Genomic DNA, 26563 nt, shown 5'->3' on the forward strand with positions numbered 1-26563 from the left:
AGAAGCCGAGAAACGGAGACGATCATGTCTGACGCGGCCGACACCGCCAGCCCCCCTGTGCTCGAGCTCGACGGCGCGCGCGCCACCATTCGCCTCAACCGTCCGAGGCACCTCAACCGGCTTCAGGCCGAGGATCTCGGCGAACTCGTCAGGCTGTTCGACCGGATCGAGGCCGATCCCAAAATCCGCGTGCTGGTGCTGACCGGCACGGGACGCGCCTTCTCGGCCGGCTATGACCTCAATTCCGTCGCCGAGCGCGCAGTCAGCGCCAATGAGCAGCAGAGCGCGGGCTCGGCCTTCGAGGTCGTGGTCAACCGGCTGGAGGATCTCGGCGTGCCGACGATCTGCCGGCTCAATGGCGGGGTCTATGGCGGCTCGACCGATCTTGCGCTCGCCTGTGACTTCCGCATCGGCGTCGACACATCAGAGATGTTCATGCCGGCCGCGCGCCTCGGGCTGCACTACTACACGAGCGGCATCAAGCGCTACGTCACGCGGCTCGGCGTCGACAACGCGAAGAAGCTGTTCTTGACCGCGCAAAAGATCAGCGCACCGGAAATGCTGCGCATCGGCTACCTCACCGCCATGGTGGCCGAGGAACTCCTGGACGAGGAGGTCGACAGTCTTGCGACCATTCTTGCCGGCAACGCGCCGATGGCGATGGCCGGCATGAAGCGCGCCATCAACGAATTTTGCCGCGGCGAGCTCGACGAAGTAGCCGCCGACCGCCGTCACCGCGAGAGCATGCGCGGCGACGAGATCAAGGAAGGCATCAAGGCCTTTGCGGAGAAGCGGGCGCCGCGGTTTTGAGTGGGGCTGGGGAGTGCAAGGCCGCGCCTCATACTCCGTGTCGTCCCGGCGAAGGCCGGACCCATAACCCCAGGGAAAAGTTGTGGCGCGAAGCGGGTAACCCCGTGTCTTCGTCAAACCTCTCCCTGTGGTTATGGGTCCCCGATCTGCGCTCGCTCCGCTCACTTGTCCGGGACGACGAGGGGGGATTGATGCAGCGCCGTCGCGACAAATCGAGCTGTCGTTCCGGCTTTTGGCCGGACGACAGTGCGGACGTTTCACGCCCGCTTCGATCGCATCGCGCGGACCTGGGTAAGTTTGGGATCCTTGGCCAGCGCCTGGTAGCGCTTGCTGTCGACGGCGTAGATCGCGATGCGGCCTTCGCTGTCGGCGTGAATGCCCCAGCCAAAGCGCTTGCCGAGGCCGGAGGCGCGCATGCAGGCCTGGCCGCGGGAGAAGTACGCCTCGCGGGCCGCGCTCTTCTCCTTCTTCGTCGCCTTGGCGCCCAGTTCGCGGCCGGGCGCCGACGTGGCAAAAATCACGTCGTCGGACGTGTAGGTGTAGGGCGCGCTCGCGATCATCGCATACTGCAGGCCCGCGACCGTCGCGTTGCCCGCGCGCGGCGGCGGCTCCTCCCCGGTGCGCGCGGGGCAATCTTCTGCGACCCGGATGAAAGTGTCGAAGCAGTTTGTCGTGTGCAAAGCCTTGCTCATCTGATCATCCGTCGTCCTTCAGCCGCCGGCTGCGGCGGCGTGTTGCGCCGCCATCTCGTCATCGGCGGCGTTGACCCGCTGGTAGGCGGGGCGCGCGGCGATGCGCTCGGCGTAGCGCACGAAAACATCCTTGCGCGGCACGATACCGAACATCATCGTCCAGGTGAAGGCAACGCCCCAGAGGATGTCGGCCGCCGTCATCCGCCCGCCGAGAAGATAGGGGCCTTTCGCAAGCTGCGTCTCCAGCGCGCCGAGCATGGTGTCGTAGTCGGCATAGGGCGACTGCGTGATCGGTGCGGGCTCGCGCTGCATGAACTTGTCGATCATCGCGGGCTCGAACGAGGACCCGTAATAGGCGATCCAGCGCAGGTAGGGACCGCGGAGCGGATCGTTCAGCGCTGGCGTGAGGCCGGCTTGCGGGAACAAATCGGCGAGATAAATAGTGATCGCGACCTGCTCGGTCACCAGCGCGTCGCCATGACGAATCGCCGGCACCTTGCCGAGCGGATTGACGGAGAGATAAGCGGGCCGGCGCTGCTCGCCCGCCTTCATGTTGAGGACGTGGAGATCATAGGGAGCGCCGAGTTCCTCCAAAAGCACCCGCGTGCCGGTTGCGCGGCTCTGCGGCGAGTAATAGAGGGTGATGCGATCGGTTGCGGTCATTGGCGGTCTCCTTTCGATCTCGGCGAGGCGCCCCTTATGCGCGACCATACCTGACATCCTGTGTCAGGTATGGTCTAAGGGACCATGCGTGCGAGCCGGCTGTTGTCGATCCTCACCACCCTCCAGGCGCGGGGGCGCGTCACCGCGCCCGAGCTGGCGGAGGCTTGCGAGGTGTCGGTGCGCACCATCTATCGCGACGTCGATGCGCTCGCGGCGGCAGGCATCCCCGTCTATGCCGATCGCGGCGCGGAAGGCGGCTATCGCCTGCTCGACGGCTACCGGGTGCGGCTGAACGGATTTTCGCCGCCGGAGGCCGAGGCGCTGTTCCTGGCCGGATTGCCCGGGCCCGCGGCCGCGCTCGGTCTCGATGCCGCGATGGTGGCGGCGCAGAACAAGCTGATGGCGGCGCTGCCGCAGAATTTGCGCCAAAGCGCCGGCCGAATGCAGGAGCGCTTTCATCTCGATGCACCCGGCTGGTTCGGCGAAGTCGAGGAGCCAACACATCTGCGCGCCATCGCCGGCGCGTTGCTGCGCGAGAGCCTGATCAGGATCCGCTACCAGAGCTGGCGGGCCGAGAAGCAGCGGCGTGTCGCGCCGCTTGGCCTCGTGCTGAAGGGCGGCAGCTGGTATCTCGCGGGTAGCGTCGACGGCAGCGTGCGCACCTACCGCGTCGCGCGCATTCTCGATTGCAGCATTCTCGACGCACGCTTCGAGCGCCCCGCCGATTTCGATCTCGCCACTTATTGGCAGGCCGCGACGCTTCGGCTCGAAGCCGAATTGCATCCGCAGGTCGCGAAGGTGCGGCTGTCGCCGTTTGGCGTCAAACTGCTGAACGCGCTGAGCCAGCCTTATGTACGGTCGCGGACGCGGATCGATGAAGCCGTTGATGCCGACGGCTGGCGCATCGCGCATGTGCCGATCGGCAAAACCGTGTGGCATGCCGCCGCAGAGCTGTTGCGCCTCGGTCCCGAGGCCGAAGTGATGGAGCCGGCTGAGCTGCGCGAGAAGATGGTAGAGTTAACGCAAGCGATGGCTACGCGCTATCGGCAGCGCCCAGGCCGCGCGATGGCGCGAAAAGCCTGACGGCGCGCAACACAGGCGTTTCCACGAAACAATCCTGAAACACGATTCCCGTCCACGCGAGTGAACGCATCCCGCCGTCACGCCGACCGAGAAGCAGGGACGCAACAACGGCCTCGCGCCACATGGAGAATGAAGATGTTTCGTAAGCTTGCTCTTGGACTGATCGCTGCCGGTTCGCTCGGCGCTGCCGCCCTCGCCCCCAGCGCGGCCTCCGCCCACGGCATCGGTTTCCATCATCACTGGAATCCCGGCTGGGGCTATGGCGGCCTCTACATCAACACCGGCGTCAGCAACTGCTATCAGGAGCGCCTGGTCCAGACCCGTCACGGCCTGCGCGTCCGCCTCGTGAACGTCTGCGGCTACACCGTCTACTGAGACGAAAGACTTTTGCCACGAAGCCCCGGTTGCAACTCGCGACCGGGGTTTTGTTGCTCCTCTTACCCTCCCCTGGAGGGGGTTCGCTTTGAGCGCAGCGAAATGCGAAGCGGGGTGGGGTGACAGTCTATCGTCGTCGGCGGTGCTTCAATGGCGTCGCTTCAGCCCCGAGGGAACCGTACAGTTCTGCGTAAACGCGCTCCAGCACTGCCGTCATGTCCTCGACGATCTCTGAATTCCAGAACCGGAGGACGCGATAGCCCTCGCTCTCGAGCCATGACTGCCGCTCGCGATCCCTGGCAGCATTCTTGTCCTCGTTATGGTGCCCACCATCGAGCTCGATGATCAGGCGCTTGGCATGACAGAAAAAGTCAACGACATACGGACCAATTGGCACCTGCCGCCGAAAGTGCGTCCCTTCACTCGGAATTTCCTTCAGCGCGCGCCACAATAGACGCTCATGGGGCGTCGTGTTAGCGCGCAGCTTCTTCGCGGCTGCCCGGCGAATCGATGTCGAGACCATCTTTGTGGCTTCACCCCACCCCGCTACGCATTCCGCTTCGCGCAATGCGTAGCGACCCTCCCCAGGGGAGGGTAAGAAGATCACGCTTCCTAGTTGTGTGGCAAGAGCCGACGAGACTTCACTCGTCCAGAAACGTCACGGTCTCCGCGACGCTCGCGCGCGAGGTGCGGTAGCTGTTGACCTTGTGGGCGTGGTCGGCATAGCCGAACGAGATGCCGCAGACGACACGGCGATCGTCGGGCAGATCAAAGTGGCGGCGGATCAGGCCGGAGTGACGCGCGAGCGCCGCCTGCGGAATGGTGCCGAGCCCGAGCGCCTGGGCGGCCAGCATGAAGTTGCTGACATAGGCGCCGCAATCGATTGCGCCGTAAATGCCGAGCGGCTCGTTGGTGTGGATGATGGCGACATGCGGCGCGCCGAAAAAATTGTAGTTCTCCAGCGCCTGCTTCGCATAGGCCATCTTGTCGCCTCTGATGATGCCGAGCGTGTTGTAGAGCTGAAAGCCGCTCTCGCGGCGGCGCTTGAGATAGACACCGACATATTCGCGTGGCGGCGTGAAATCATGATCGTCCTTGGCGCCTGACGCGGCTTCCGCGTAGATCGTCTTGCGAAAACGTTCCTTGGCCGCGCCGCTTGCGATCAAGACCTGCCAGGGCTGGCTGTTGCACCAGGACGCGGTGCGCTGTGCGGTGGTCAGTACGTGCGCGATGGTGTCGCGGTCGACTTCCTTCGGTAGGAAGGCGCGGACGGAGTAGCGCTCGTTCAGGAGTTCGTCGAGCACGCCGATGCGGTCGTTCTGGTTGACTTTAGCGTCCATGGATCAGCTCTCTTCGTAGGGTGGGTTAGCCCCGCGGATTGCGCGAAGCGCAAACCGCTCGGCATAACCCACCTCTTTTGTTTCCGCGTCGGCAGAAGTGATGGGTTACGCCACGCGGATTGCGCTTCGCGCATCCGCGTGGCTAACCCACCCTACAATTCACCGCCCCTTGGTCGGGATCTTGTTATACGGCACGTCCTTGTCAACGCGGATGTCGCCGGGCAGGCCCAGCACGCGCTCGGCGATGATATTGCGCAAAATCTCGTCGGTGCCGCCGGCGATGCGCATCGAGGGCGAGGACAGCAGCATCTGCTGGAACTGGCCGTGCACGGTTTCCTCGTCCATGCCGGTGAGAACGCCGGCCGCGCCCTGCAGGTCCATCGCATAGGTCGCGATGTCCTGGAGCATCATGCCCGAGACCAGCTTGCCGATGGAGTTTTCCGGACCGGGACGCTCGCCCTTGGACAGCGACGAGATCGCGCGGTAGCTGGTGTACTTCAGCCCGCTCGACTTCACCGCCCAGGTCGCGAGTTTCGAGCGCACGGCGGGATCGTCGATCGCAAGCCCGTCCTCGAGCATCAGGTTCGAGCAGAAGTCGAACATTTCGGGCACGCCGGTCGCAAGCCGCGAGCCGATCGACATGCGCTCGTTCATCAGCGTGGTCAGCGAGACGTTCCAGCCGTCGCCGACCGCACCGAGCCGCTGGCTGTCCGGGATAACGACGTCGGTGAAATAGACCTCGTTGAACTCCTGCATGCCGTTGGCCTGCTTGATCGGCCGCACCTCGACACCCTTGCTCTTCATGTCCAGGAAGAACATGGTGAGGCCCTTGTGCTTGGGCACGTTCGGATCGGTGCGCGCAATCAATAGGCCATAGTCGGAATAATGCGCGCCCGACGTCCAGATTTTCTGGCCGTTGACGACCCAGTCGTTGCCCTTCTTCTCCGCGCGGGTGCGCAGGCCCGCGACGTCGGAGCCGGCCGACGGCTCGGAGAAGAGCTGGCACCAGATCTCTTCGCCCGAAGCGAGCTTCGGCAGATAGCGGCGCTTAGCCTCTTCGCTGCCCCAGGCCATCACGGTCGGGCCGCACATGCCCTCGCCGATCTGGAACGGCTGCGTCAGCTTGCCGTAGACGCCCTCCTCCTGCTGCCAGATCACCTTCTCGATCGGGGTCGCGCCGCGGCCGCCATATTCCTTCGGCCAATGCAGGCAGGCCCAGCCGCCTTCCGCCTTCTTCTTCTGCCAGGCCTTTCCGACCTCGACCATGTCGTGCTTCGCGAGCCGGATGCGGCCGAGCGAGGATTTTGACAATTCCTCCTCGAACTCCTTCGGCGCGTTGGCGGCGACCCATTTGCGAGCGGTTGCGCGAAATTCGGCTTCCTGCGGGGTGTCGTCGAAATTCATGGCGGCTTCTCTCTTTCTGTCATTCCGGGGCGCCCGAAGGGCGAACCCGGAATCTAGAGGCTACTTCCTCATCTCGAGATTCCGGGTTCGACGCTTCGCATCGCCCCGGAATGACGGCTAATTCCTTCCCTTGGTCGGGATCTTGTTGAACGGCACGTCCTTGTCGACACGGATGTCGCCGGGCAAGCCCAGCACGCGCTCGGCGATGATATTGCGCATGATCTCGTCGGTGCCGCCTTCGACGCGCGTGCCCGGCGCGCGCAGCAGCATGGCCTGGAAGCGGCCGGCGACTTCGGCGTCCTCCGGACCGCTGACCACGCCGGCGGCGCCTTGCAGGTCGAGTGCGTAGGTCGCAACGTCCTGGATCATGGAGCCCGCCACCAGCTTGCCGATGGAGTTTTCCGGCCCCGGACGCTCGCCCTTCGACAGCGCGGAGATCGCGCGCATGCTGGTGTATTTCAGCCCGCTCGCCGTCACCGCCCAGCTCGCAAGTTTTGAGCGCACCGCTGCGTTCTCAATCGCAGGGCCCTCGTCCAGCATCAGGCTGGAGCAATAGTCGAACAGCTCGGGGAAGCCGGTCGAGACACCCGCGCCGATCGACATGCGTTCGTTCATCAGCGTGGTCAGCGAGACGTTCCAGCCGTCATTGACTTCGCCAAGGCGCTGGTGATCGGGAATGCGGACGTTTGTGAAGTAGACCTCGTTGAAGTCGGAGGCGCCGCTCGCCTGCTTGATCGGCCGCACCTCGACGCCGGGACTCTTCATGTCCAGGAAGAACATGGTGAGGCCCTTGTGCTTGGGCACGGTCGGATCGGTGCGGGTGAGCAAAATGCCGTAGTCGGAATAATGCGCGCCCGAGGTCCAGATCTTTTGGCCGTTGATGACCCACTCGTCGCCGTCCTTCTCCGCACGCGTGCGCAGGCCCGCGACGTCGGAGCCGCCGGCGGGCTCGGAGAAGAGCTGGCACCAGACCTTTTCGCCGGAGGCGAGCGGCGGCAGATAGGTGCGCTTATGCTCCTCGCGCGCGAATGCCATCATGGTCGGCCCGCACATGCCGTGGCCGATGATGAACATGCCGGAGAGCTTTCCGAACGGACCTTCTTCCTGCTGCCAGATCACGCGCTCGATCGGCGACGAGCCGCGACCGCCATATTCCTTGGGCCAGTGCAGGCAGGCCCAGCCGGTATCGGCCTTCTTCTTCTGCCAGGCTTTTGCGACTTCGAGGATGTTGGCGTTCTTGAGCTGCGTGCGGCCGAGCGAGGATTTGCGCAGCTCGTCCTCGTACTGCTTGGGCGCATTCGCCGCGATCCAGGCACGCGCGGTGGCGCGGAACGCAGCTTCCTGCGGGGTGTCTTCGAAGTTCATGACGATGTCCTTCGCTTACGCCGCGTTCTTCTTGCGCATGCGGTCGATCAACTGGTCTTCCCAATAGGACAGGCTGCCGAGGCCGAGCGCCATGGCGTTGGCACGGCGATAGTACATGTGGCAGTCGAACTCCCAGGTGAAACCCATGCCGCCGTGAACCTGGATGTTGTTCTTGGCGCAGTGCTGGAACGCCTGCGTCGCGCTGATGCGCGCGGCGGCCGCGGCCTCCGGCAATTCCGACGCGTTGGTCGAGAGCGCCCAGGCGCCATAGTAGCTGTTGGAGCGCGCCAAGGTCGCCGAGACATACATATCCGCGAGCATGTGCTTGACCGCCTGGAACGAGCCGATCGGACGACCGAAGGCGATGCGGTCGAGCGCGTAGTCGCGGCCCATTTCCAGCGCGCGGTCGGAGCCACCGACCTGCTCGAAGGCGCAGAGCACGGCGGCACGATCGAGCACCTGCGAAAGAATGCTCCAGCCTTCGCCGGCCGCGCCCAGCGGCTCGGCCTTGCAATTCTTGAAGGTCAGCTCGGCCTGGCCGCGGGTCGGATCGAGATTGGTCAGGCTCTTCACCTCGACGCCGCCGGCCCTGAGATCGACGAGGAACAGCGAGATGTCGCCATCGCGTCCGCCCGAGCCAGTGCGTGCAGCAACCACCGCGAAATCGGCAATCGCAGCATCGGGCACCGGTTTCTTCACGCCGTTGAGCGTGCCGCCCGATGCCGCGAGCTTGATGTTCTTCGGCGACGGATTGCCCTTGCCCTCGAACAACGCCAGCGTGCCGATCGCCTCGCCGGAGGCGATCGCGGGCAGCCACTTTTTCTTCTGCGCGTCACTGCCGGCGATCAGCAGCGCTTCGGCTGCGAGATACACGGTGGAGGAGAACGGCACCGGCGCATTGGCGCGGCCCATTTCCTCGGCGATCACGCACAGCTCGAGATGGCCGGCGCCCGCGCCGCCGAACTCCTCGGGGATCGCGACGCCGAGAAAACCCATCTCGGCGAGGCCCTTCCAGAGCTCCTTGTCATAGGGCGCCTTGCCGTCGAGCACGACACGCACCGCCTTGGGCGAGCATTTTTCGGCCAGGAATTTTCGCGCCTGATCACGGAGCTGCTTTTGGTCGTCAGAGAAATCGAAATTCATGGCGGGCACCCTGTTTTGCTGTTCTGTAGGATGGGTGGAGCGAAGCGATACCCATCAATTGTCGGACTAAGGCGATGGGTTTCGCTGCGCTCTACCCATCCTACGAATTTCATCGCAGCACGATCACGTCTTGATCGGGCTTGTCGGCATAGAGCCGCTCAACCAGCGCAGCGCGGCGCTCGAGGCCGGCGCGCTGGTTGATGTAGCCCTTGTCGGTGAGCTCATTGCCGTCGATTGAAGGCGGCTCGACCATCAGCATGGCGCGCGCGATGATGCGGCTGCTCGCGCCTTCGCAGTCCCTGTTGTGCGCCTCCAGCCCGCGCTTGAAGCAGGCGATCACCTCGGGATGTCTTACGGCATCCTCAAAACTGAGATCGGCGTTGCCAACGAGCTGGCGGCAGGCATGCAGGTTCGGCCAGGCGAGCAGCCCGATGAACGGACGATCCTGCCCCGCGACCAGCGCGTCATGCACGACGGGCGTTGCGGCCGCGATCGTATCGGTGCGTAGCGATCCGACATGGACGAAGGTGCCGGTGGTGAGCTTGAAATCCTCCACCACGCGCCCCGCGAAGATGATGCCCTGCACGGGATCCTTGTCGTCGACGAAAATGCCGGCGTCGCCGATGCAGTAGAAACCCTCCTCGTCGAACATTTTCTTGGTCAGCTCGGCCTGGCCAAAATAACCGGGCGTGACGTTGACGCCGCGCAGGCGCAATTCGTACTTCGAACCACACGGCACCATCTTCAGTTCGACGCCGGGGAACGGCAAGCCGATCAGGCCGACGCGCTCGGTGTCCCAATAGGTGCCGGTCGAGGTCGGCGCGGTCTCGGTCGAGCCCCAGCCGGTGTAGAACACGATGCGTTCGCCTGTCGTCTTCACTGCGAGCGCCTGCATACGGTCGTAGAGATCATCCGGTAGCCGCGCGCCGCCATAGGCCATGATCGAGAGGTTCTTGAAGAAGGAGCGGCAAAGCGCCTCGTCTTTCTCCATCGCCGCCGCAAGCGCGGCGTAGCCGGCGGGCACGTTGGCGTAATAGGTCGGCGAGATCTCGTGCAGATTCCGCAGCGTCTCCTCGAACTGGCCCGGCATCGGCCGGCCGTCGTCGATATAGAGCGTGCCACCATCGACCAGGATCGGGTGGAACGCCGCGTTGCCGCCCATGGTGTGATTCCACGGCATCCAGTCGAGCATGGTCGCGATCGGGCCATCGGGCGAGCGCGGCCGCACCTGCATCATCATCGCCGCATTGGCGCACATCATCGCCTGCGTGTTGATGACGGCTTTGGGCATGCCGGTCGAGCCCGACGTGAACAAGAGCTTGCCGACGGTGTCAGGCGTGATTTTTGCGATGGAGGCGTCGACATCCTTCGTCACGGGCGTTGCTGCGAGATCGGCGAAGCTGACGCTTTTGATGCCGTCGCAGGGACGCAAGACGTGCACGACCGTGACGCTGGTGAGATCAAGCGCCTTCAATGCTTTCTCAAACGTCGGACCGTCCTGCACCATGATGACGGCCGGCTTGATCAGGTCGAACAAATATTTCAGCTTGACGTGATCGTGGCTCATCAGCGAGTAGGCCGGCGACACGGGAGCCGCCGGCGAGCGCGCCTGCATCGCGGCCTGCGTCATCAGCGCGTGCTCGATCGAATTGCCGGAAAGGATCGTGACCGGCCGTCCTTCGATGCCGAGGTTGAGCAGACCCTGCGTCAGCGCATCGACAATGCGCTTGGCTTCGCCGTAGGAGACTTTTCGCCACGCGCGATCGGGACCGCCTCGCTGCGCGAGCCAGATGCGCTCAGGCGCTTGCCTAGCCCACTTTGCGAGCGAAGCCGGGATATGCTTCTCGTAAGCCTGCAGCGGGATGCGCGACTTCAACACGACCGTGCCGTCGGCGCGCCGCTCGACATCGATGTCGCGCGCGATCCACTCGACCTTGCGAAAGGCGGGCTTCGTCATCACCGCCGCCGCATTCCCACTCATTTTGCGTCTCCCGGAATTATTGTTCTTTGCGGGTCTTGTCGTCAGCGCCTGATATAGACAGGCTTTCGCTTCTCTAGGAAGGCCCTGATGCCTTCCGAAAATTCCTCGGAGCGGCTGCACAGCACCTGGTTGCGATCCTCCATCGCGATGGCGGCTTCCAGCGAGCCAGCGTCGACGCTCATGTTGAGGCATTCCTTGGAGAGGCGCAGGCCTGTCGGCGACGCCGTCATCATCGCATCGACGTAAGGCTCGGCGGCGTCGTCGAGCTTGTCCTCGTCGACGACTTCGGAGACAAGACCGACCGCTAGCGCGCGCTCGGCGCCGATGAAGCGGCCAGTGAGGATCAGTTCGGAGGCGACGGAGACGCCGACGAGGCGCGGCAGGAAATAGCTGGTGCCGATATCGCAGCCGCCGAGCCCAAGCTTGATGAAGGCGCAATTCATCCGCGCCGATTTGGTCGCGATGCGGATGTCGGAGGCGAGCGCCAGCGCAAAACCGCCGCCGGCGGCCGCGCCCTGCAGGAGAGAAATGATCGGCTGCGGGCAGCGCCGCATCAGCATCACGATGTCGGCGATGCGCCGCTGCGAGTCCAAGGACGCGGTGACGCCGGGCGGCTCCTGCTGCTTGGTGCGGCGGGCGATCGCGGCCTTGAGATCAAGGCCCGCGCAAAAGTTCTTGCCGGCACCCTTCAGCACCACAACGCGCGTGTCGCGGTTGCGCTGCAGGCCCTGAAAGTAGACGTTGAGCGCATCGATCAGCGCAGGATCAAGCGCGTTGAGGTTCTCCGGGCGATTCAGCGTCAGCCGGTCGAGGCCGTCATTGTGCTCGATCAGCAGCGGTTGGGACATGCGAGCCTCGTGCCTTCGTGCCACGCGGTGACCGTCTCCCACCCTCCCCTGGAGGGGGAGGGTCGATCGCGCGCAGCGCGAGCGGGGTGGGGTGAAGGTGTTTCCCCATCGAATAGCGCCCGAGTGGAGAGATCACCCCACCCCGGCGCTTCGCGCCGACCCTCCCCCTCCAGGGGAGGGTAAGAGGAGAGCGCCTTACCTTGGCGCCATGCGGATGGCGCCGTCGAGGCGGATGGTTTCGCCGTTGAGCATCGCGTTCTCGACGATGTGCACTGCGAGCGCGCCGTATTCCTTGGCGTCGCCGAGACGCGAGGGATGCGGCACCTGGGCGCCCAGGCTCTTGCGGGCCTCTTCGTTCAGACCCATCAGCAGCGGCGTGAAGAACAGGCCGGGCGCAATGGTATTGACGCGGATTTTTTGGCTCGCGAGATCGCGCGCAGCCGGCAGTGTGAGACCGACGACGCCTCCCTTGGAGGCGGAGTAAGCGATCTGGCCGATCTGGCCTTCGTAAGCGGCAACCGATGCCGTGTTGATGATGACGCCGCGCTCTTCACCCACCGGCTCGATCGTGACGAGGCGCTCGGCGAACAGCCGCAGGCAGTTGAAGGTGCCGATCAGGTTGACGTTGATGATGCGCGCGAACTTTTCCAGCGGGTAAACGCCGTCGCGGCCGACGATGCGCTGCGAGCCGCCGATGCCGGCGCAGTTCATCAGCACGCGGGCGATGCCGTGCGCGGCTTCAGCTTTCGCAATCGCCGCCTTGATCTGCTCCTCGGAGGTGACATCGGCATGCAGGGCAACGCCCTTCACTTCGGCGGCGACCTTCTCGGCGTTTTCCTTGTTCTGGTCGATCACGCCGATCTTGGCGCCCTTTGCCGCCATGGCGCGGGCGGTCGCCTCGCCGAGGCCCGAACCACCACCGGTGATGAGAACGGCTACGTCTTTCAACTGCATCGCAAACTACCTTTCCTTGGACGTTTCTTCTCTGGACTTGATAGGTTCTGGCCGGATCATCCGGCCGCGACGGCCTCCTCGGCTTGCGTGAGGATGCCGCCGCAGATCAGCGTTTCCATGTGTTTGATGTATTGCCGGCAGACTTCATCGGTGACCGGACCGACGCCGGTCGCACGTGACATCGCGTGCCGGCCGAAGAACAGGTGATCGCAGGCGCCGATCAGGCTGGTGTAGAACAGCACCGGATCGGTCTGGCGGAACTCGCCGCGGCTGACGCCTTCGGCGAGAAGCCGGCGATGGAAATCGAGAAGCGGCGCGACGAAGAACTTTGACACCTCGTCGGCGGAGCCGGCCGTGGTCTCGTGCAGGAGATAATGGATCAGGCGATTCATGTAGGGGAACCGGTAGTAGGCGCGGATGATGCCGCCGATATGCAGCTTCAGCTTCGCGGTCGGCGTGATCGGCTGGGCCAACAGATATTCGAGATTGGAGAGCTCGGTCGCGGCGTCGCGCGCGAGCAGCGCCAGCAGCAACCCGTCCTTGTTGCCAAAGTGGTATTTCACCAGTGCGGCGTTCGCGCCGGATTTTTGCGCGATGTCGCTCAGGGAGATCTCGATCGAGGAGCGTTCGATCATCAACTCGCTCGCGGCCACCAGCAGCTTTTCCGCCGTGGAACTTTTCGCAGCCGGAAGCCTGTTCGGTACGCTGGTAGTCACGGAGATCCCTGTCTGGCCGAAAGAGGCCGCAGATAAGCGCAAGCAGCGCCTCACCACAAGAGTTAATTGATCAATTGACTAAATGAGGAGTGGCCCCTTAAAACCGCCCCCGACAACCCCAACCCATTCAGAATAAACAGGGAGAAACCGAAATGGCCGAGGCTTACATCGTCGCCGCTGCGCGCACCGCGGGCGGGCGCAAGGGGGGCCGCCTCGCCGGCTGGCATCCGGCCGATCTCGCCGCAAAGGTGCTGGACGAACTGGTCGATCGCACCAAGGTCGATCCCGCCCTAGTCGAAGACGTCATCATGGGCTGCGTGATGCAGGTCGGCGAGCAGTCGAACAACGTCGCGCGCAACGCCATCATGGCCTCGAAGCTGCCGGAGAGCGTGCCGGGCACCTCGATCGATCGGCAGTGCGGCTCCTCGCAGCAGGCGCTGCACTTTGCGGCGCAAGCTGTGATGTCCGGCACGATGGACGTCGTGATCGCCGCCGGCGTGGAATCCATGACCCGCGTGCCGATGGGCTTGTCCTCGCAGCTCCCCGCCAAGAACGGCTTTGGCAATTACAAGAGCCCCGGCATCGAGCAGCGTTATCCGAACATCGTGTTCAGCCAGTTCACCGGCGCCGAGATGATGGCCGAGAAGTACGGCCTGTCAAAGGACGAGCTCGACGAATACTCCTACAACAGCCACCAGCGCGCGATTGCGGCCACGCAAGCCGGCCACTTCAAGAAAGAGATCGTGCCGCTCGAGATCGTCAGGGCCGACGGCTCCAAGGACACCCATCACATCGACGAGGGCATCCGCTTCGACGCCACGATCGAAGGTATCAAGGGCGTCAAGCTGATCGCCGAGAACGGCAAGCTGACCGCGGCCAGCGCCAGCCAGATCTGCGACGGCGCCTCCGGCGTGATGGTCGTCAACGAGCGCGGGTTGAAGCAGCTCGGCGTAAAACCGCTGGCGCGCGTGCATCACATGACCATGACCGGCGGCGACCCCGTGATCATGCTGGACGCCCCGCTGCACGCCACCAGGAAGGCGCTGGAAAAGGCCGGCATGAAGATCGACGACATCGACCTGTTCGAGGTCAACGAAGCCTTTGCCTCGGTGCCGACCGCCTGGCTCAAGACCACCGGCGCCGATCCTAGCAGGCTCAACGTCAATGGCGGCGCGATCGCGCTCGGTCATCCCCTCGGCGGCTCCGGCACCAAGCTGATGACCACGCTGGTGCACGCGCTCCAGCAGCGCGGCAAGCGCTACGGCCTGCAGACCATGTGCGAAGGCGGCGGCATGGCCAACGTGACGATCGTGGAGCGGCTGTAAGCTGCAGCCACAATAAAGGTGTCGTCCCGGCGAAGGCCGGGACGACGCACTTTTTGCCTCGGGACCTCTCGATGACCCATCCCTCCGTCTACGCAAAGACCACGCCCGACAAGATCGCCTATCAGATGGCGTCGACCGGCAAAGCCATCACCTATCGCGAGCTCGATGAGCTCTCGAACCAGGGCGCCAACCTGTTCCGCTCGCTGGGGCTGAAGGCGGGGGATCACATCGCGCTGTTGATGGAGAACCGGCTCGCCTTCATGGAGATCTGCTGGGCCGCACAGCGGAGCGGGCTCTATTACACCGCGATCAGCCGCTACCTGAAGCAGGACGAGATCGACTACATCGTGAAAGACTGCGGCGCCAAGGTCGTGATCACCACGCCGAAATGCGCCGACCAGATCAAGGATCTGATCAAGGGCGTGCCGGGCGAACCGATTTTCTACACGGTCGATGAACCCATGCCCGGCTTCCGCTCCTACGACAAGGAGGCGGCCGCGCAGCCGACGACGCCGATCGCGGACGAGGTCGCCGGCTACGACATGCTGTATTCATCGGGAACGACCGGCCGCCCCAAGGGCGTCAAGAAGGAGTTCGAAGGCAAGCCGATCGACGAGCCGAACGCGTTCCTGCGCGTGCTCTGCGCCGACATGTGCGGCATGAACGCGGACAGCACCTATCTCTCGCCGGCGCCGCTCTATCACGCGGCTCCGCTGCGTTTCAACATGATGGCGATCACGCTGGGCGGCACCTCCATCATCATGGAGCATTTCGACGCCGAGGAATTCCTGAAGCTGGTCGAGAAGTACAAGGTGACGCAATCGCAGCTCGTGCCGACCATGTTCGTGCGCATGCTGAAGCTGCCTGATGAAGTCCGCACGAAGTACAGTGTCTCGACGCTGAAGGGCGCGATCCACGCCGCCGCGCCCTGCCCGGTCGATGTGAAGGCAAAAATGATCGATTGGTGGGGACCGATCCTGATCGAGTATTACGCGGGCTCCGAAGGCAACGGCGTCACCGTCTGCAACTCGAAGCAATGGCTGGAGCATCGCGGCAGCGTGGGGCGCGCCGTGGTCGGCAAGATCAAGATCTTGGACGAGAACGACGAGGAGCAGCCGGTTGGTGAGATCGGCACAGTCTATTTCGCCGACGCGCCGGTGTTCTCCTATCACAACGATCCCGACAAGACGAAGAAGGCCTACAACGCCAAGGGATGGTCGACACTCGGCGATGTCGGCTATCTCGACAAGGACGGTTTTCTGTTCCTCACCGACCGCAAGTCCTACATGATCATCTCCGGCGGCGTGAACATTTATCCGCAGGAGACCGAGGACGTTCTGATCACCCACCCCGAGGTCGCCGACGTCGCCGTGTTCGGCGTACCGAACGAGGAGATGGGCGAAGAGGTCAAGGCGGTGGTGCAGCCGCACGACATGAATCGCGCAGGCCAAGCGCTCGAGGCCGACCTGATCGCCTACTGCAAGACGCGCCTGTCAGCCATCAAATGCCCACGCTCGATCGACTTCGAAGCCGAGCTGCCGCGCACGCCGACCGGCAAGCTGGTGAAGCGGCATTTGCGCGACAAGTACTGGCCGAAGACCGCGGTGAAGATTTAGCGCGCGTGCGCTCGCTTCGTAGGGTGGGCAAAGGCGCAAAGCGCCGTGCCCACCATCTCTCCAAGATGGAACGAGAAGAGGTGGGCACGCTTCGCTTTGCCCACCCTGCAACGTCGGAGATTAGAGCGACGTCGCTGGCGCGCATGTCGCGGACGACGCCGCGCGCAGATGCAACTGTCCTCGTCGCCCGGAGTCACTTGTAGTCCACTGCGCGTCGATTCCCTGAAGGTCTTCCGACAGAGTACCGCGATGGCTGCCGCCGGTCTCGAAAGACGCGGTCCCGTCAGGCGACCGCTCGAAAATCTCCACTTGGCGGTCGGACAACCTGACGAACATTCGGACTTTTATCTTCGTCACCTGGCGGCCGTCTTCGTAGACACCGCATCCAAGCGCTTCGGCATTCCGTTCATCGAGAGACCGCACCTGCTCGAATGTGATGACGACGTTTTGCACGACCGCATCGCCGTCCCACCGAAATTCGCCGACATAGGCGCGCGGCAATTTCTCGGTCAGATCATTCATCTCCATGGCATGAACGACAGGACCGAGAAGGAGGCATGCGGCCAGGAGCGCGACGTAGAGACCCGAAAACCAGCCTTCCAAGCCTCTCGACCTCGACAAGCGCATGCAACGTTCTCCTTGAACCAAGTGGGAGTTATTCGATCGTCCCGGGAAGCAACGATTCAGGACCACTCATGTTGTCCTTTGAGACAAGCATAGGTAGCATTCGGCATCCCGCGGCGGACTGTCAAGCGCAGTGCATGTGCGGCAAGGCTCATCCAGGTCACCCGCGAAATGACATCCCTCCCCGACATCCCCCTGCCCGCCGGCATCCGCTCGCGCTATGTCGAAAACATCAACGGCCTGCGCATGCACGTGCTCGAAGCCGGCTTCGAGACGCGCGGGCGGCGTTGCGTACTGCTGCTGCACGGTTTTCCGGAGCTCGCCTTCTCCTGGCGCAAGGTGATGCCCACGCTCGCGGCCGCCGGCTATCACGTGATTGCGCCGGACCAGCGCGGCTATGGCCGCACGACGGGGTGGAGCGCGGACTATGACGGCGACCTCGCGCCGTTTCGGCTGTTTAATCTGGTGCGCGATGCGCTCGGGCTGGTGTCGGCGTTCGGCTACAGAAGCGTCGACGTCGTCGGGCACGATTTTGGCAGCCCGGTCGCGACCTGGTGCGCGCTGATACGGCCCGACGTGTTCCGCTCGCTCACGATGATGAGTGCGCCGTTCGGCGGCGCGCCGCCGCTGCCGTTCAACACCGCTGATAATCCAGCGAAGCCGCCTGTAGACGATCCCGTGCATCGCGAGCTCGCCGCGCTGCCGCGGCCGCGCAAGCATTACCAATGGTACTATTCGACACGCGAGGCTGATGCCGACATGCTTCGTGCGCCGCAAGGCGTGCATGATTTCCTGCGCGCCTATTATCATCACAAGAGCGCTGACTGGGCGGACAACAAGCCTTATCCGCTAAAGTCCTGGTCGGCGGGAGAGCTGGCAAGGCTGCCGAGCTATTACGTGATGGATCTCAACGAGACCATGGCGGAAACGGTGGCGAAGGAGATGCCGTCAGCGGCCGCGATCGCCGCCAACACATGGCTGCCGGACAGCGAGCTCGCCTTCTACAGGGCCGAGTACACGCGCACGGGATTCCAGGGCGGGCTGCAATGGTATCGCTGCGGTACGAGCGGCGCGTTCAACAACGAGCTGCAACTGCTGTCCGGCCGCACCATCGACGTGCCGTCCTGCTTCATCTCCGGCAGGCAGGACTGGGGCACGTATCAGCGCCCCGGCGTGTTCGAGGCGATGCAGAAGAGTGCCTGCACCAACATGCTCGGCTGCCATCTCGTCGATGGCGCCGGCCATTGGGTGCAGCAGGAGCAGCCGGAAGCGGTCAGCCGCCTCCTGCTCGACTTCCTCGCGCGAAGCAGCGCATAGGCGGCATGATTTGACCCGGAAACGGCGCGCCTCTATAATTTAGAACCATTCTAAATTAGTTCAACAGGACGCGCCGTGAAGAATTTTGCCGATCTGACCGAGCGCGAGGTGCTGGCGGTGGCGATCTCCTCCGAGGAGGAGGACAGCCGCATCTACATGACCTTCGCGGAGGATCTGAGGGAGCGCTATCCGGACTCCGCGAGGATCTTTGAGGAGATGGCCGAAGAGGAACGCGGCCACCGGCATCGTCTTCTCCAGCTGTATGAGGAGCGGTTCGGCCCGCATCTGCCGCCGATCCGTCGCGACGACGTCAAAGGTTTCCTCAAGCGCCGCCCGATCTGGCTGACCAAGAACCTGCCGCTCGACACCATCCGGAAAGAAGTCGAGACGATGGAGCTGGAGGCCGAGCGCTTCTATGCGCGCGCCGCCGATCAGGCCGAGGATGTCGGCGTGCGCCGCCTGCTCGGCGATCTCGCCGAGGAAGAGAAGCATCACGAGAATCTCGCCGTGAAGCTCACCGGCGAAATCCTCAAGCCTGACGTGCGCGACGAGGAAGACCGCACGCGGCGGCGCATGTTCGTGCTGCAATATGTGCAGCCGGGTCTCGCCGGCCTGATGGACGGTTCGGTCTCCACTTTGGCGCCGCTGTTCGCAGCCGCCTTCGCCACGCATCAGAACTGGCAGACCTTTCTGGTCGGCCTCGCCGCCTCGATCGGCGCCGGCATCAGCATGGGCTTTGCCGAAGCGCTGTCCGACGACGGCTCGCTCACCGGCCGCGGCTCACCCTGGCTGCGCGGCATCACCTGCGGATTGATGACGACGCTGGGCGGGCTCGGCCACACCATGCCGTATCTCGTACCCGACACCTGGCCCAACGCATTCTGGATCGCGACCGCGATCGCCTGCATCGTCGTGTTCTTCGAACTCTGGGCGATCGCCTATATCCGCGCGCGCTACATGGATACGCCGTTCCTTCAAGCCGTGTTCCAGATCGTGCTGGGCGGCGCGATCGTGCTCGCGGTGGGCATATTGATCGGCGCGGCGTAGGTATTCTCCAGTGTCATCGCCCGCCTTGTGCGCACTTGCGCACTGGGGCGGGCGATCCAGTATTCCAGAGGCGTCGAGGCTCACAACAACTGCCGCGGCGTACTGGATCGCCCGGCCAAGCCGGGCGATGACGAGCATCTTTTGTGTGGCGTCGCCACAAACACATTTCTCCGCACGGCAATAGCTGTCAAACGACGGTTGCCACATCAGGCCAAACTGAGCATCATCCTTCCAACGAGAGCAGGAGAATGCCGTGGCCAAATCGCAATGGAGCTTCAAGAGCGCAGTCGAATTGTCGGCTGCGCTGACTGCCAAAAAGGTCTCTTCCGTCGAGCTGACCGAGGAGGCCATCGGCCGCATCGAGCGTCACGACGGCAAGATCAACGCGGTCTGCGTGCGCGATTTCGACCGGGCGCTCGCCGCGGCCCGCGCAGCCGACGCCGCGATCGCACGCGGCGAGAACAAGCCGCTGCTCGGCCTGCCCATGGCGATCAAGGAATCCTTCAACATCGCGGGCCTACCCACGACCTGGGGTTACCCGCCGCAGAAGAATTTCAGGCCAGCGCAAGACGCGCTTCCCGTGACGCGGATCAAGGACGCCGGCGGCGTAATCCTCGGCAAGACCAACGTGCCGGTGGGACTTGCCGACTGGCAGAGCTACAACGAGATCTACGGCACGACCAACAACCCCTACGATCTCGGCCGCACGCCGGGCGGATCCTCCGGCGGATCGTCGGCTTCGCTTGCGGCAGGCTTCTGCGCGCTCGCGACGGGCTCGGACATCGGCGGCTCGCTGCGCACGCCGGCGTTTCATTGCGGCGTCTTCGCGCACAAGCCGACCATCAATCTCTGCGCTGCGCGGGGCGAAACACCGCCGCCATTTCCCGCGCTTCCCCGCGTCGACGACCTCGCCGTCATCGGGCCGATGGCGCGCAGTGCCGCGGATCTCACCTTGCTGCTCGACGTGATGGCAGGCCCCGACCCGCTCGAAGGTGGTGTCGCCTACCGCCTTGAACTGCCCGCAGCGCGCCATCAGGCGCTGAGGGACTTCAGGGTACTCGTCATCGACAGCCACCCGCTGTTGCCGACCGACGAGGACGTGCGCGGCAGCATCGAGAAGCTCGCGGCCGGCCTCACCCGCGCCGGCGTCACGGTTGCACGCGAGAGCCCGCTATTGCCGGACTTTGCGATCACCTCGCGTCTCTATTCGCGCATGCTGCTCGGCTTCCTCGGCGCATTCTTCCCGCCCGAAATCTATGCCGGCGCGCTGGCAGGCGCGAGCCAGCTTTCGGCCGACGACAGGAGCCTCGGCGCCGAGCGCCTGCGCGGCATCACCGCGAGCCACCGCGCCTGGATCCTCGATGCCGGCGCCCGCATCGGCCTGCGCGCGCAGTGGCGCGCGTTGTTTGGGAGTTTCGATGCGGTGATCTGCCCGATCATGCCGACGCCGGCCTATCCGCACGATCATGCGCCGGAAATGGACCTGCGGCGCATCGTCATTGACGGCAAGGAGTACCCCTATTCCGATCAGCTCGCCTGGCCCGGCATCGCAACCCTGCCCGGCCTGCCCGCAACGGCTGTCCCGCTCGGGCTCTCGAAGCAGGGCCTGCCGCTGGGTGTGCAGATCGTCGGGCCGTTCCTTGAGGATCGGACGCCGCTGAAGCTTGCCGAGCTGATCGAGCGCGAGTTCGGCGGGTTTGTGCCGCCGCCGATGTTCGATGATTAGTCACCGTCGTCCTGGCGAAAGCCAGGAGAACTCAGGGGACCCATTACCCCAGTGAGTGGTTTGACGAAGACCGGTTGCCCAAGAATGCGCAACAGCTACGTCTTGGGGTAATGGGCCCTGGATCTGCGCTTCGCTTGTCCAGGACGACATCGAGATTCTGGTGACGAACAGCAGGGAGAAAGCCAAATGAGCGGGGACCTCGAAGCGCTCACCGCACTCAACCGCGACTACGTCGCCTCCGTGCAAAACTGCGACGTCAAGCGCTTCGACGAGATCCTGGCGCCGGAGTTTTATTGCTCCAATCCCGACAAGACGCTGGTCGACCGCGCCGCCTTTCTGGAGCAGACGGCGCGGCCGATCGCGATCCGCAATCTGCACGCCCACGACGTCGTGATCCGCATCCTCGGCGACTTCGCCATCATCCACGCCGCGACCAGCTACACGACGCCGGACGGCCAGCAAGCCACCGGCCGCTATACGGATTGCTGGGCGAAACAGAACGGAAAGTGGCTCGCGGTGTCGGCGCATGTGTCGCGGTGAGCCACGCCCTCCACTGTCATGCCCCGCGAAGGCGGGGCATCCAGTACGCCGCGGCTTTTCCGTATCACGGCGCCGTCTCTGGGATACTGGATCGCCCGCCTTCGCGGGCGATGACACCGTCCTCTGGGACTAGCTATCGAACACGATCACGCTGCGCAGCGTCTTGCCGGCCTTCATGTTGGCAAAGCCTTCGTTGATCTCGGAGAGCTTCAGCTTGGCCGAGATCCAGTCCTCCAGATGCAGCCGGCCGCGCAAATAGAAATCGACCAGGCGCGGCATGTCGACGCGAAAATGGTTGGAGCCCATCGACGAGCCCTGGATCTTGCGCTCGCGCAGGAAGTCGAATCCGTGGAGCTCGATCTTCTGGCCGAACGGGATCATGCCGACGATGGTCGCGGTGCCGCCCGGCGCCAGCATGCCAAAAGCCTGCTCCGCGGTTTCTTTCCGGCCCAGCACCTCGAAGGAGTGATGCACGCCGCCGCCGGTCAGCTCGCGCACCTGCTGGATCACGTCACCATTGCGGGGGTCGACCACGTCGGTGGCCCCCAACTTGGTCGCGAGCTGCAGTTTTGCCGGGTTGGTGTCGATGGCGATGATGCGGCCGGCGCCAGCGATCTGCGCACCGTTGATCGCGGCCATGCCGACACCGCCGCAGCCGATCACAGCCACGCTCTCGCCGGCCGTGACCTTCGCGGTGTTGACGACGGCGCCGTAGCCGGTGATGACGCCGCAGCCGATCAGGGCGGCGAGATCGAGCGGCATCTCCTTCCTGATTTTGACGATGGCGTTCTCATGCACCAGCATCTGCTCGGCAAAGGAGGAAAGATTGAGGAACTGGTGCAGCTTTTCCGAGCGCGACCACTGCATGCGGTTGGACGCACCCGGCAGCATCTTCACGGTGGTGTCGGTGCAGAGCACGGTGCGCCCGGTCGTGCAATTGTCGCAGGTGCCGCAGAACACCGAGAGGCAGGTGACGACGTGATCGCCCGGCTTCACATAGGTGACGTCGGAGCCGACCTGCTCGACAACGCCGGCCGATTCATGGCCGAGCACCGCGGGCAGCGGATGCGGATAGAGGCCTTCCATGAAGTGCAGATCGGAATGGCAGAGACCGGCGACGGACGTGCGGATCAAGACCTCGCGCGGGCCGGGCTTTGGCAGGCTGACATCCTCGATGACCAGCGGCTTGTTGACTTCATGGAGGACGGCGGCCTTCATCGGTGTTTCCCTCGTTGTTGTGTTTTCGTTGAGTCCGTGTCTTCACCTCTCCCGCAGGGAGAGGTGAAGCAGGAGCCTACGCTGCCAGGACCAGTTCGCCAACCTCGGCCATTTTGGCGTCGCGCTCGCCGAGCAGCAGGGATGCGATGGTCTGCTGCGCGGCATTTTCCGTGAGCCGGAACGGATCACCCACCGACACGCGGTGATCGATCACCAGCCGCGACAGCAGCAGCCGTCGCGCATCGCCGCGCATCGCCGAGATGCGATCGGCCTCCCAGGCGAGCGCGACGGCGCTTGCGACATGATAGAGCACGCTGGTAGCGCGCCGCGCATCCGCCTCGTTGTCGGCACGGCTTGCGACCTCGCGCGCAAAGCCGACGGCCTTGTCGGTAAGGCCGCGCAATTTGTCGCGCCAGGCTTGCGGCACCGTGGAGCTGTCGTCGAGCCGCGCATGCAGGTCCGCCGCGAGCGCGGATTCCGCGCCATGACGGCCAACCGCGCGCCGCAGCGCATCGATCGCGACGATATTGCCGGTGCCTTCCCAGACCGAGCCGAGATGGGCATCGCGCAACAGGCGCGGGGTGGCGAATTCTTCGATGTAACCGATGCCGCCGCGCATCTCCAGCGCATCGCCGCAAACCTTTCGCGCGTCGCGCGTGGCGCGGAATTTCAGCGTCGGAGTCAGGATGCGCAGGAGCGCGGCCGCATCCTGGCTGCCGGCCTCGGCGCGGTCGAGCGCGTCGGCGGTGAGAAAGCTCATCGACAGCGCCTGCTCCACCGGCAGCATGATCTTCAGCATCTGCCGCCGCCCGAGCGGCAAATCGAGGATGCGGCTGCCGAACACCACGCGGTTCTTCGCCACCGTCATCGCATCGTGATAGGCGCGGCGCATAAGCGCGGTGGATTTGACGCCGTTGGAGAGCCGCGAGGAGTTCACCATCTCGGCCATCTGCACGAAGCCGCGGTCGAGCTTGCCGACGGCGTAGGCGATCGCGCCTTCGAGCTTGATCTCGCCCGAGGCCATCGAGCGGGTGCCGAGCTTGTCCTTGAGACGCACGATCCGGTAGTGGTTCTGCGAACCGTCGTCGAGGAAGCGCGGCATCAGGAACAGGCCGACGCCGCGCGTGCCGGGGCCGGCGCCTTCCGGGCGCGCCAGGAGCATCACCACCTTCGCATCGGCATTCGAGCAGAACCATTTTTCGCCATAGAGCCGCCAGTGGTCGCCCTCCTGCACCGCAGTTGTCGTGAGCGTGCCGACGTCGGAGCCGCCTTCCTTCTCGGTCATGAACTGGCCGCCCTGGGTCAGCTTGCTCATGTCGGTCTGCGTCAGGCCATCGAGATATTTGGCCTTCAGCGCCTCGCTGCCGAAATTCGTCAAAAGCTTGGCGCAGCCGTCGGTGACGTTGATCGGGCAGCCCATGCCGAATTCGGTCTGGTTGAACAGGAAGGTGAAGGCGTGTTTGGCCACGACGGGATATTTGTCCGGCCAGCCCATGATGCCCTTGCGGATCGACAGCGCGTGAATGCCGAACTCGCCGAACGCAGCCTTCTCCAGCTCGCGATAGGCCGGGTGATATTCGATCCACTGCGCGTCGCGACCGAACTTGTCGCGCTGGTGCAGCACCGGCGTGTGCCGGTCGGCGAGCCGCGCGCATTCATCCAGATAGCCCCCGGCGAGCTCGCCGAGGCGATCGAGATGCGGCTCGATGTGACGGAAGAGCTGATCGGGCAGATGGATGCGCAACAGGTCGGTCAGCGCCGGATCGGCGCGGTAAAAATTCATTCCCGTGGTGTCGGGCGCAAGCAGGCCCGGCTGATTGGCGGGCGCATCCGTCCGATGCGATCCGATGTGCCTGTGCATGGCTAACCTCGTCGTTTCCGTCCCGCGGCATTCGCGGCTCACGCGGTTTACCGCTTGCCGCGTTGGATGATGTGGATCATGCTCCAGACGAGAGGCTGGATAAAGCCCGCAAAAATTCAGGGCGGCATGACCTCAGGGATGGACCGGCCCGCTCTGCGGAATTGTGATCGACCTGCCTTGGCGCCGCGTCTAGTTGTCCGTCTCATCCGTGCATAGATGCGCTGCTCCTGCCCTCCGAGGATCGTCCCATGGAACACCCAAAGTACAACATCGCGCTGATCGTCGGCGCCGGCGAAGGATTGAGCGCCTCGCTGGCGCGGCTGCTCTCGCGCCAGGGCCTGCGCGTGGCGCTTGCCGCCCGCAAGGTGGAAAAGCTCGGCGCGCTCTGCGGCGAGACCGGCGCAAAAGCCTATGCCTGCGACGCGACCCAGCCCGAGGAGGTCGAGCGCCTGTTCGGCCTCGTCGAGCGCGAGATCGGCACGCCCGACCTCGTGATCTACAACGCCAGCGGCCGGACGCGTGGACCGATCGTCGAGCTGGTGCCGGCCGATGTCGCGCAGGCGATCGCGGTCAGTGCCTATGGCGGCTTTCTGGTGGGGCAGCAGGCCGCGCTGCGCATGCTGCCAAAGAAGCACGGCGCGATCCTGTTCACGGGCGCCTCGGCGAGCGTCAAGGGTTATGCGCAGTCGGCGCCGTTCGCGATGGGCAAATTCGCGCTGCGCGGGCTGGCGCAGAGCATGGCGCGCGAGCTGTCGCCGCAAGGCATTCATGTCGCGCATTTCGTCATCGACGGCGGCATCCGCAGCGCCGCACGCGGCGAGCCGGCGGACCGGCCGGATTCGATGCTCGATCCTGACGCCATCGCCGAGAGCTATTGGAACGTGCTGCAGCAGCCGCGCAGCGCCTGGGCCTGGGAAATGGAGCTGCGGCCCTGGGTGGAGAAGTTTTAGAGCTGATCGTCATCCCGGGGCGGCTCAAAGAGCCGAACCCGGGATCTCGAGATTCCGGGTTCGATGCTTCGCATCGCCCCGGAATGACAAAAACAAAACGGGGAGCGAGATGACCACTGAGACCACCATCGACACCGGCACCAATGAACTGCTCTGCGTCATCCGCGACCGCGTCGCCGTGATCACGCTAAACCGGCCCGACGCGCGCAATTCGCTCTCCGACAACCTCACGCCGGCGCTGCGCACGATGATCCGGACCTGCGGCGAGGACCCCAATGTCGGCGCGCTGCTCATCACCGGTGCCGGGCAGGCCTTCTGCGCCGGCGGCAACGTCAAAGGCATGGGCGCGCATCGCGACAAGGCGAAGCTCGAGATGCCCTTCGACGCAAAAGTCGCCGATCTCCAGGAGCGGCAGCGCCTGTTGACCGGCGCGCTGGTCGCGGTGCGCAAGCCGACGATCGCGGCCCTGCCCGGGCCTGCGGTTGGCGCTGGCCTTGCGATAGCGATGGCCTGTGACATCCGCATCGCCGCGCAATCAGCCTTCATCGCGACCGGCTACGCCCGCGTCGCGCTCAGCGGCGACTACGGCATCGCCTGGCTGCTGACGCGCCTCGTCGGCACCTCGCGGGCACGCGAATTGATGTTCACCGGTGACAAGGTTGATGCGGCAAGGTGCGAGGCGATCGGGCTGGTCAACCGGGTCGTGCCGGATGAGACGCTGCAGGCCGAAGCCTTTGCGCTGGCAAAATCACTCGCGGAGGGGCCGCGGCTGGCACTGCGCTACATGAAGGACAATCTCGACGAGGCACTGCTGTTCGACTTCGAAACCGCCCGCGATCACGAAGCCGAGCGGCTGATCAGGCTCACCGCGACGGCCGATCACAAGGAAGCCGTGCAGGCCTTCATCGACAAGCGCAAGCCGCAGTTCACGGGGAAATAAAAGAAAGCCCGGCTCTGGATCAGCA

25 protein-coding genes are annotated in these 26563 nt (G+C 64.3%); 11 read left to right on the top strand and 14 right to left on the bottom strand.

The window, feature by feature from the left end; all coding sequences use genetic code 11:
• Positions 1-24 precede the first annotated feature (24 nt).
• Positions 25-810: an enoyl-CoA hydratase/isomerase family protein gene (locus tag JQ632_RS22430; protein ID WP_212404750.1), complete on the top strand. Its 786-nt coding sequence runs from the start codon at positions 25-27 to the stop codon at positions 808-810.
• Positions 811-1067: 257 nt separating this feature from the next.
• On the opposite strand, the gene JQ632_RS22435 is transcribed toward JQ632_RS22430, so the two are convergent.
• Complete coding sequence (locus tag JQ632_RS22435) at positions 1068-1502, bottom strand: DUF6157 family protein (RefSeq protein ID WP_212404751.1); 435 nt, start codon at positions 1500-1502, stop codon at positions 1068-1070.
• A gap of 18 nt (positions 1503-1520) precedes the next feature.
• Positions 1521-2165, bottom strand: coding sequence for a glutathione S-transferase family protein (locus JQ632_RS22440; RefSeq protein ID WP_212404752.1), 645 nt, complete (start codon positions 2163-2165; stop codon positions 1521-1523).
• An 84-nt stretch (positions 2166-2249) separates the two neighbouring features.
• On the opposite strand from JQ632_RS22440, the gene JQ632_RS22445 reads away from it, so the two are divergent.
• Positions 2250-3248 (top strand): YafY family protein, encoded by a 999-nt coding sequence (locus JQ632_RS22445; protein ID WP_212404753.1) that lies wholly within the window; start codon positions 2250-2252, stop codon positions 3246-3248.
• 135 nt (positions 3249-3383) lie between these two features.
• A complete protein-coding gene (locus JQ632_RS22450) occupies positions 3384-3623 on the top strand; it encodes a hypothetical protein (protein ID WP_212404754.1) in 240 nt (79 codons plus the stop codon).
• A gap of 127 nt (positions 3624-3750) precedes the next feature.
• Here JQ632_RS22450 and JQ632_RS22455 read toward each other — a convergent pair whose 3' ends face one another.
• The 9 genes from JQ632_RS22455 to JQ632_RS22495 all read right to left on the bottom strand — a co-directional run bounded on the left by JQ632_RS22455 (position 3751) and on the right by JQ632_RS22495 (position 13374).
• Positions 3751-4146, bottom strand: coding sequence for an endonuclease domain-containing protein (locus JQ632_RS22455; protein ID WP_212404755.1), 396 nt, complete (start codon positions 4144-4146; stop codon positions 3751-3753).
• A 118-nt stretch (positions 4147-4264) separates the two neighbouring features.
• The gene (locus JQ632_RS22460; RefSeq protein ID WP_212404756.1) at positions 4265-4963 is read right to left on the bottom strand and encodes a nitroreductase; all 699 of its coding nucleotides are present in this window, start codon (positions 4961-4963) and stop codon (positions 4265-4267) included.
• Positions 4964-5122: 159 nt separating this feature from the next.
• Positions 5123-6367, bottom strand: coding sequence for an acyl-CoA dehydrogenase (locus tag JQ632_RS22465; RefSeq protein ID WP_212404757.1), 1245 nt, complete (start codon positions 6365-6367; stop codon positions 5123-5125).
• Positions 6368-6484: 117 nt separating this feature from the next.
• Positions 6485-7732: an acyl-CoA dehydrogenase gene (locus JQ632_RS22470; RefSeq protein ID WP_212404758.1), complete on the bottom strand. Its 1248-nt coding sequence runs from the start codon at positions 7730-7732 to the stop codon at positions 6485-6487.
• Between the two features lie 15 nt (positions 7733-7747).
• A complete protein-coding gene (locus tag JQ632_RS22475) occupies positions 7748-8875 on the bottom strand; it encodes an acyl-CoA dehydrogenase family protein (protein ID WP_212404759.1) in 1128 nt (375 codons plus the stop codon).
• A 109-nt stretch (positions 8876-8984) separates the two neighbouring features.
• Positions 8985-10856, bottom strand: a complete 1872-nt coding sequence (locus JQ632_RS22480) for an AMP-binding protein (protein WP_212404760.1) — start codon at positions 10854-10856, stop codon at positions 8985-8987.
• Positions 10857-10897: 41 nt separating this feature from the next.
• Positions 10898-11704, bottom strand: a complete 807-nt coding sequence (locus tag JQ632_RS22485) for an enoyl-CoA hydratase/isomerase family protein (protein WP_212404761.1) — start codon at positions 11702-11704, stop codon at positions 10898-10900.
• Between the two features lie 195 nt (positions 11705-11899).
• Positions 11900-12658: an SDR family NAD(P)-dependent oxidoreductase gene (locus JQ632_RS22490; protein WP_212404762.1), complete on the bottom strand. Its 759-nt coding sequence runs from the start codon at positions 12656-12658 to the stop codon at positions 11900-11902.
• A gap of 56 nt (positions 12659-12714) precedes the next feature.
• Entirely contained in the window at positions 12715-13374 is a 660-nt protein-coding gene (locus JQ632_RS22495) for a TetR family transcriptional regulator (RefSeq protein ID WP_212404763.1), read from the bottom strand.
• A gap of 152 nt (positions 13375-13526) precedes the next feature.
• Here JQ632_RS22495 and JQ632_RS22500 point away from each other — a divergent pair, with 152 nt between their 5' ends.
• Both JQ632_RS22500 and JQ632_RS22505 read left to right on the top strand, forming a co-directional pair.
• Complete coding sequence (locus JQ632_RS22500) at positions 13527-14699, top strand: acetyl-CoA C-acetyltransferase (protein WP_212404764.1); 1173 nt, start codon at positions 13527-13529, stop codon at positions 14697-14699.
• Between the two features lie 71 nt (positions 14700-14770).
• Positions 14771-16315, top strand: coding sequence for an acyl-CoA synthetase (locus JQ632_RS22505; RefSeq protein WP_212404765.1), 1545 nt, complete (start codon positions 14771-14773; stop codon positions 16313-16315).
• 120 nt (positions 16316-16435) lie between these two features.
• Here JQ632_RS22505 and JQ632_RS22510 read toward each other — a convergent pair whose 3' ends face one another.
• Positions 16436-16918 (bottom strand): hypothetical protein, encoded by a 483-nt coding sequence (locus JQ632_RS22510; RefSeq protein ID WP_249152440.1) that lies wholly within the window; start codon positions 16916-16918, stop codon positions 16436-16438.
• 192 nt (positions 16919-17110) lie between these two features.
• Here JQ632_RS22510 and JQ632_RS22515 point away from each other — a divergent pair, with 192 nt between their 5' ends.
• The 4 genes from JQ632_RS22515 to JQ632_RS22530 all read left to right on the top strand — a co-directional run bounded on the left by JQ632_RS22515 (position 17111) and on the right by JQ632_RS22530 (position 21569).
• A complete protein-coding gene (locus JQ632_RS22515; protein WP_212404766.1) occupies positions 17111-18256 on the top strand; it encodes an alpha/beta fold hydrolase in 1146 nt (381 codons plus the stop codon).
• Between the two features lie 75 nt (positions 18257-18331).
• Positions 18332-19303 (top strand): iron exporter MbfA, encoded by a 972-nt coding sequence (mbfA, locus tag JQ632_RS22520; RefSeq protein WP_212404767.1) that lies wholly within the window; start codon positions 18332-18334, stop codon positions 19301-19303.
• Positions 19304-19556: 253 nt separating this feature from the next.
• Positions 19557-21029: an amidase gene (locus JQ632_RS22525; RefSeq protein WP_212404768.1), complete on the top strand. Its 1473-nt coding sequence runs from the start codon at positions 19557-19559 to the stop codon at positions 21027-21029.
• A 186-nt stretch (positions 21030-21215) separates the two neighbouring features.
• Positions 21216-21569 carry a nuclear transport factor 2 family protein gene (locus JQ632_RS22530; protein ID WP_212404769.1) on the top strand — a complete coding sequence of 118 codons (354 nt, stop codon included), beginning with the start codon at positions 21216-21218 and terminating at the stop codon, positions 21567-21569.
• Between the two features lie 129 nt (positions 21570-21698).
• On the opposite strand, the gene JQ632_RS22535 is transcribed toward JQ632_RS22530, so the two are convergent.
• Both JQ632_RS22535 and JQ632_RS22540 read right to left on the bottom strand, forming a co-directional pair.
• A complete protein-coding gene (locus JQ632_RS22535) occupies positions 21699-22787 on the bottom strand; it encodes a Zn-dependent alcohol dehydrogenase (protein WP_212404770.1) in 1089 nt (362 codons plus the stop codon).
• 76 nt (positions 22788-22863) lie between these two features.
• On the bottom strand, positions 22864-24648 hold the full coding sequence (locus JQ632_RS22540; protein ID WP_212404771.1) for an acyl-CoA dehydrogenase family protein: 1785 nt from the start codon (positions 24646-24648) through the stop codon (positions 22864-22866).
• Between the two features lie 248 nt (positions 24649-24896).
• On the opposite strand from JQ632_RS22540, the gene JQ632_RS22545 reads away from it, so the two are divergent.
• The gene (locus tag JQ632_RS22545) at positions 24897-25598 is read left to right on the top strand and encodes an SDR family NAD(P)-dependent oxidoreductase (protein ID WP_212404772.1); all 702 of its coding nucleotides are present in this window, start codon (positions 24897-24899) and stop codon (positions 25596-25598) included.
• 109 nt (positions 25599-25707) lie between these two features.
• Positions 25708-26538, top strand: a complete 831-nt coding sequence (locus tag JQ632_RS22550) for an enoyl-CoA hydratase (protein ID WP_212404773.1) — start codon at positions 25708-25710, stop codon at positions 26536-26538.
• The last annotated feature ends 25 nt before the right edge of the window (positions 26539-26563 follow it).

This window comes from Bradyrhizobium liaoningense, from assembly GCF_018130955.1.
GTDB classification, from domain to species: Bacteria; Pseudomonadota; Alphaproteobacteria; order Rhizobiales; family Xanthobacteraceae; genus Bradyrhizobium; species Bradyrhizobium liaoningense_C.

Coding starts and splice junctions, on each gene's coding strand:
- JQ632_RS22430 (WP_212404750.1), top strand. CDS start 25: ATGTCTGACGCGGCCGACACCGCCAGCCCCCCTGTGCTCGAGCTCGAC.
- JQ632_RS22435 (WP_212404751.1), bottom strand. CDS start 1,502: ATGAGCAAGGCTTTGCACACGACAAACTGCTTCGACACTTTCATCCGG.
- JQ632_RS22440 (WP_212404752.1), bottom strand. CDS start 2,165: ATGACCGCAACCGATCGCATCACCCTCTATTACTCGCCGCAGAGCCGC.
- JQ632_RS22445 (WP_212404753.1), top strand. CDS start 2,250: ATGCGTGCGAGCCGGCTGTTGTCGATCCTCACCACCCTCCAGGCGCGG.
- JQ632_RS22450 (WP_212404754.1), top strand. CDS start 3,384: ATGTTTCGTAAGCTTGCTCTTGGACTGATCGCTGCCGGTTCGCTCGGC.
- JQ632_RS22455 (WP_212404755.1), bottom strand. CDS start 4,146: ATGGTCTCGACATCGATTCGCCGGGCAGCCGCGAAGAAGCTGCGCGCT.
- JQ632_RS22460 (WP_212404756.1), bottom strand. CDS start 4,963: ATGGACGCTAAAGTCAACCAGAACGACCGCATCGGCGTGCTCGACGAA.
- JQ632_RS22465 (WP_212404757.1), bottom strand. CDS start 6,367: ATGAATTTCGACGACACCCCGCAGGAAGCCGAATTTCGCGCAACCGCT.
- JQ632_RS22470 (WP_212404758.1), bottom strand. CDS start 7,732: ATGAACTTCGAAGACACCCCGCAGGAAGCTGCGTTCCGCGCCACCGCG.
- JQ632_RS22475 (WP_212404759.1), bottom strand. CDS start 8,875: ATGAATTTCGATTTCTCTGACGACCAAAAGCAGCTCCGTGATCAGGCG.
- JQ632_RS22480 (WP_212404760.1), bottom strand. CDS start 10,856: ATGAGTGGGAATGCGGCGGCGGTGATGACGAAGCCCGCCTTTCGCAAG.
- JQ632_RS22485 (WP_212404761.1), bottom strand. CDS start 11,704: ATGTCCCAACCGCTGCTGATCGAGCACAATGACGGCCTCGACCGGCTG.
- JQ632_RS22490 (WP_212404762.1), bottom strand. CDS start 12,658: ATGCAGTTGAAAGACGTAGCCGTTCTCATCACCGGTGGTGGTTCGGGC.
- JQ632_RS22500 (WP_212404764.1), top strand. CDS start 13,527: ATGGCCGAGGCTTACATCGTCGCCGCTGCGCGCACCGCGGGCGGGCGC.
- JQ632_RS22505 (WP_212404765.1), top strand. CDS start 14,771: ATGACCCATCCCTCCGTCTACGCAAAGACCACGCCCGACAAGATCGCC.
- JQ632_RS22515 (WP_212404766.1), top strand. CDS start 17,111: ATGACATCCCTCCCCGACATCCCCCTGCCCGCCGGCATCCGCTCGCGC.
- JQ632_RS22530 (WP_212404769.1), top strand. CDS start 21,216: ATGAGCGGGGACCTCGAAGCGCTCACCGCACTCAACCGCGACTACGTC.
- JQ632_RS22535 (WP_212404770.1), bottom strand. CDS start 22,787: ATGAAGGCCGCCGTCCTCCATGAAGTCAACAAGCCGCTGGTCATCGAG.
- JQ632_RS22540 (WP_212404771.1), bottom strand. CDS start 24,648: ATGCACAGGCACATCGGATCGCATCGGACGGATGCGCCCGCCAATCAG.
- JQ632_RS22545 (WP_212404772.1), top strand. CDS start 24,897: ATGGAACACCCAAAGTACAACATCGCGCTGATCGTCGGCGCCGGCGAA.
- JQ632_RS22550 (WP_212404773.1), top strand. CDS start 25,708: ATGACCACTGAGACCACCATCGACACCGGCACCAATGAACTGCTCTGC.